This is a genomic window from Fodinicola feengrottensis (assembly GCF_039530045.1).
Classification (GTDB): domain Bacteria; phylum Actinomycetota; class Actinomycetes; order Mycobacteriales; family HKI-0501; genus Fodinicola; species Fodinicola feengrottensis.
Genome location: NZ_BAAANY010000001.1, coordinates 521,807 through 526,151 on the forward strand (window position 1 = coordinate 521,807; position 4,345 = coordinate 526,151).

Consider the following 4,345-nt stretch of genomic DNA (forward strand, 5'->3'; position numbering starts at 1 on the left):
CGCACGCATCGCGTCGATGCGGTCAAGAAAAGGGGGTAGGGAAGTGACAGAGAGTGGGGAGAAAGGCGACGACCCCCGCCGGGGGGTGACGGGGGTCGTCTGGGGGTCCGACTCCGGGGGGGCCGAGCCGGACCCACTCGGCGATTGCTGGGGGAAGCATCGCCGAGGGATCAACGGGGCCAGGGCTGGCTAATGCCAGACCAATGCCCCAGCGCGGATACTAATACCGCATCACGGTCTGTGGTGGCATAAAACCGAACTGTGTCCTGGTGGCTGAAGTAACAACACTGGACCCCGACGTTTACGATCTTCGCATGGGGCGCACCGCCGCGTTCTTCGATCTCGACAAGACGGTGATCGCGAAGTCGAGCGTGCTGGCCTTTGGCCGCGCGTTCTACAAGGGTGGCCTGATCACCCGCCGGATGGTCGCCCAAGGCGCGTTTGCCCAGTTCCGGTACGTGTTGCGAGGGACCACCAGCAACCAGATGGAAGAGGTCAAGAACCGGCTCGCGGCGCTTTGCGAGGGTTGGTCGGTCGACCAGGTGAGCGCCATCATTGCCGGATCGTTACAGGATCGCATCGCTCCAATCGTGTACGCGGAAGCCGCCGCACTCATCGAGGAGCACCGGGCCGCCGGGCGGGACGTGGTGATCGTCTCTTCGGCGGGGGCCGAGGTGGTCCGGCCCATTGCCGCCATGCTAGGAGTCGAGCACGTGGTGGCCACCGAGCTGGCGATCGCGGACGGCCGCTACACCGGCGAAGTGCTCACCTATCCGGCCGGCGAGGGCAAGGTCGAGGCGATGGTACGGATCGCCGAAGCTGCCGGCTATCGCCTCGAGGACTGCTACGCGTACAGCGACTCGATCACCGACGTACCGATGCTGGCGGCGGTCGGCCATCCGACCGCGGTCAACCCGGACAAGGAGTTGCGCGCGGTGGCCGCCCACCGCGGCTGGCCGGTACGGGATTTTCGGAAGCCCAAAAAGAGCGGTCCGACCAGCCGACAAATCGCCCTCGGCAGCGCCGCGGTGGCGGTCGGCGTGCTGCTCGGCTGGCTCTGGTTCGGCCGCCACGACGACCCCGACAACTGAATCGGTTTGGAAAGATAACCCGCTGGTAGGGGTTCCGTAGCACACCGTAGAAGGCGTACAAAAACACCACGGACTTCTTGAGCGAGCGGGCTGGTTCCCCTCCTTGCAAGGGCTCCGGGCACGAACACCGGGCACCCACGCGCGACCGGCCGCGAAACGGCTACTTGGTGGCGGGACTTTCTAGCCCCGCTATCGAAAAGAAGGTGCACGCCTGATAACTCGATTGTTCGTGCGCGGCGGCGCCCCAGACGGGGCGCCGTCTTTATGTCCGCACCAACTCGCACAGCACTAGACCAGGTCACAGATAGCGCGGCCCTCAGCGGCCCCGGCGGCGATGGCCGCGCAACAGTGCCGAAGCCACGCTCGTACGCCATCGGCCGTCCCGGTCGCGTAGGTCGCGGCCGCCCCTCGATACTCGGGCTCACGGGCGAAATGCCCGGCATCGGGTACGGACACCGCCTTCGGATCCAGCCCGCGCTGCACGAGTACGAGCCGGCCAGCGGCCCTCGCGACCAGCCCGTTCGGCCCTGGGAACGGCTTCATGGCCAGCAACTCGCCTTGGACGACCGCGGACACAATCACCGCCGGCACCTCGGTCGGCCCAGTCAGCAGGTCCATAAGAGCATCCAGCCTGGCCGGTTCTTCGAAATCCGGACGACCAAGCCGGGACTCCTCGACGGTGTCCCGAGCGGCCAGCAGGTGCAGGCGGGCGAGCACCTGGCGAGGCGCCACCGCCCACGTATCCACCAGGGACCCCAGCGCCCCGCTGACCCGCAATGCGCCCTGGACGACCGTGTTCGTGACGGCCCCCGCCCGGACGGCCTCCAGGTCGTACGCGGCACCCTCCAGCGCCGCCGACGCGTGCGCCCCACGAAGGGCGGCCTCGGCGCTGACCGGTGCGGAGTTGCGCCGCAACCGGTTGTGCGCCAGCAGCCGGTCGATCTCCTCGCGCGCCTGCTCGGCCGCCTCGGCCACTCCGGTCAGGTCCATAAGTGGCATCAGCACATCGGTCACGACCGGTGAGTCTGCCACTTATGGACCGAGCCACCTGGCCTGATGGCGTCAGACCAGCCAGGTGACTAGGTTTTTGGAGAGAAACCCGCATGCGAACGCCGGAGGAGATACATGAGTTCGCCCGAAAATCCAGCCCTCTCGAACCTGCTGCACGAAACGCGACGGTTTGAGCCGCCGGCCGCTCTGGCCGCCGGCGCCAACGTCAAGGCGGAGGCGTACGAGCAGGCCAGCGCGGATCGGCTGGCGTTCTGGGAGGAGCAGGCGCGCCGCCTGGAGTGGGGCCAGGAGTGGGATCAGACGCTGGAGTGGAACCCGCCCTTCGCGAAGTGGTTCGTCGGCGGCAAGCTGAACGTCTCGGTGAACTGCCTGGACCGGCACGTGGCGGCCGGCCGCGGCGACAAGATCGCGCTGCTCTGGGAAGGCGAGCCCGGCGACACCCGCGAGATCACGTACGCGGAGCTGCTCAAAGAGGTCAGCAAGACCGCCAACGCGCTGACCGAGCTGGGTGTGCAAGCCGGTGACCGGGTGATGATCTACCTGCCGATGATCCCGGAGGCGGTGATCGCCTTCCTGGCCTGCGCTCGGATCGGTGCCCCGCATTCGGTGGTTTTCGGCGGTTTCTCCGCGGACAGCCTGCGTAACCGGATCAACGACGCCGCCGCCAAGGTGGTCATCACCGCCGACGGTGGCTATCGGCGCGGCAAGCCCAGCGGCCTCAAGGCCAACGTCGACGAGGCCATCACCGACACCAGCATCGAGACCGTCCTGGTGGTCAGGCGTACGAACCAGGAAGTCGACTGGACCGAAGGCCGCGACCACTGGTGGCACGACGTTGTCGACCACCAGCCGGAAACGCACCAGCCGGAGATGTTCGACGCCGAGCACCCGCTTTTCATTCTCTACACCTCTGGTACGACCGCGAAGCCCAAGGGAATCCTGCACACGTCCGGCGGTTACCTGACCCAGGCGTCGTACACGCACCACGCGGTTTTCGACCACAAACCGGAAACAGACATTTACTGGTGTGCGGCCGACGTCGGCTGGGTGACCGGGCACAGTTACATCGTCTACGGCCCACTTTCCAACGGGGCCACCGAAGTTATTTACGAAGGCACCCCGGACACCCCGCATCAGGGCCGGTTCTGGGAGATCATCCAGAAGTACGGCGTGACCATTCTCTACACCGCGCCGACCACGATTCGTACGTTTATGAAGTGGGGCCAGGACATCCCGGCCAAGTACGACCTGTCCACGTTGCGGGTGCTCGGAAGTGTCGGCGAGCCGATCAACCCGGAGGCCTGGATCTGGTATCGGGACAACGTCGGACACGGCAACGCGCCGATCGTGGACACCTGGTGGCAGACCGAAACCGGCGCGATCATGATCAGTCCGCTGCCCGGCGTGACCTCGACGAAACCGGGTTCGGCGCAGCGCGCGCTGCCGGGCATTTCCGCGGATGTCGTTGACGACACCGGAAAACCAGTGGGCAACGGCGGCGGTGGCTATCTCGTACTAACCGAGCCGTGGCCGGCCATGCTCCGGACGATCTGGGGCGACGACGAGCGGTTCAAGGACACGTACTGGTCCCGTTTCCACGACCAGGGCTACTACTTCGCCGGCGATGGCGCGAAAAAGGACGAGGACGGCGACCTCTGGCTGCTCGGCCGAGTCGATGACGTGATGAACATTTCCGGCCACCGGATCTCCACCACCGAGGTGGAGTCGGCGCTGGTCTCGCACCCGAAGGTGGCCGAGGCAGCGGTGGTCGGCGCGACCGACCCGACCACCGGGCAGGCGATCGTGGCTTTCGTGATCCTGCGTGGAAATGCCGGCGAGGGCAGCGACGAACTGGTCGCGGAGCTGCGAAATCACGTGGCCAAGGAAATCGGTCCGATCGCGAAACCGCGGCAGATTCTGGTCGTACCAGAACTGCCCAAGACCCGCTCTGGCAAGATCATGCGCCGGCTTCTGCGCGATGTCGCGGAAAACCGGCAGATGGGCGATGTCACCACGCTCGCCGACCCGACCGTGATGAACCTCATTCGCGACGGCGTCGACACCGGCGCCGGCAAGGAGGACTGACCCGCCGCCAGCGGGGCACCTCATTCGTCAGTGAGGTGCCCCGCTGGCATTCAGGCCCGGGCCAGTGTCTCCGGCCGCGTCCCGAGCGGCGAGATCCTAGTAGTACTTTGTTAGGTTGTTTCGGCGTGTCGAGTCGGAGTTTTTGTTGTTATTCGGGA

The 4,345-nt window shown here is 66.1% G+C and carries 3 protein-coding genes; 2 read left to right on the plus strand and 1 reads right to left on the minus strand.

All coding sequences use genetic code 11. The features are described 5' to 3' along the window. Positions 1-314 precede the first annotated feature (314 nt). Positions 315-1,091: an HAD family hydrolase gene (locus tag ABD301_RS02475; protein WP_163568148.1), complete on the plus strand. Its 777-nt coding sequence runs from the start codon at positions 315-317 to the stop codon at positions 1,089-1,091. 288 nt (positions 1,092-1,379) lie between these two features. On the opposite strand, the gene ABD301_RS02480 is transcribed toward ABD301_RS02475, so the two are convergent. After that, positions 1,380-2,105: a Fic family protein gene (locus tag ABD301_RS02480; protein ID WP_344306689.1), complete on the minus strand. Its 726-nt coding sequence runs from the start codon at positions 2,103-2,105 to the stop codon at positions 1,380-1,382. 111 nt (positions 2,106-2,216) lie between these two features. On the opposite strand from ABD301_RS02480, the gene acs reads away from it, so the two are divergent. Beyond that, entirely contained in the window at positions 2,217-4,187 is a 1,971-nt protein-coding gene (gene acs, locus ABD301_RS02485) for an acetate--CoA ligase (protein ID WP_344306691.1), read from the plus strand. The last annotated feature ends 158 nt before the right edge of the window (positions 4,188-4,345 follow it).

Bases quoted from the DNA above. Each gene is read 5' to 3' on its own strand.
- acs (WP_344306691.1), top strand. From the start codon at position 2,217: ATGAGTTCGCCCGAAAATCCAGCCCTCTCGAACCTGCTGCACGAAACG.
- ABD301_RS02475 (WP_163568148.1), top strand. From the start codon at position 315: ATGGGGCGCACCGCCGCGTTCTTCGATCTCGACAAGACGGTGATCGCG.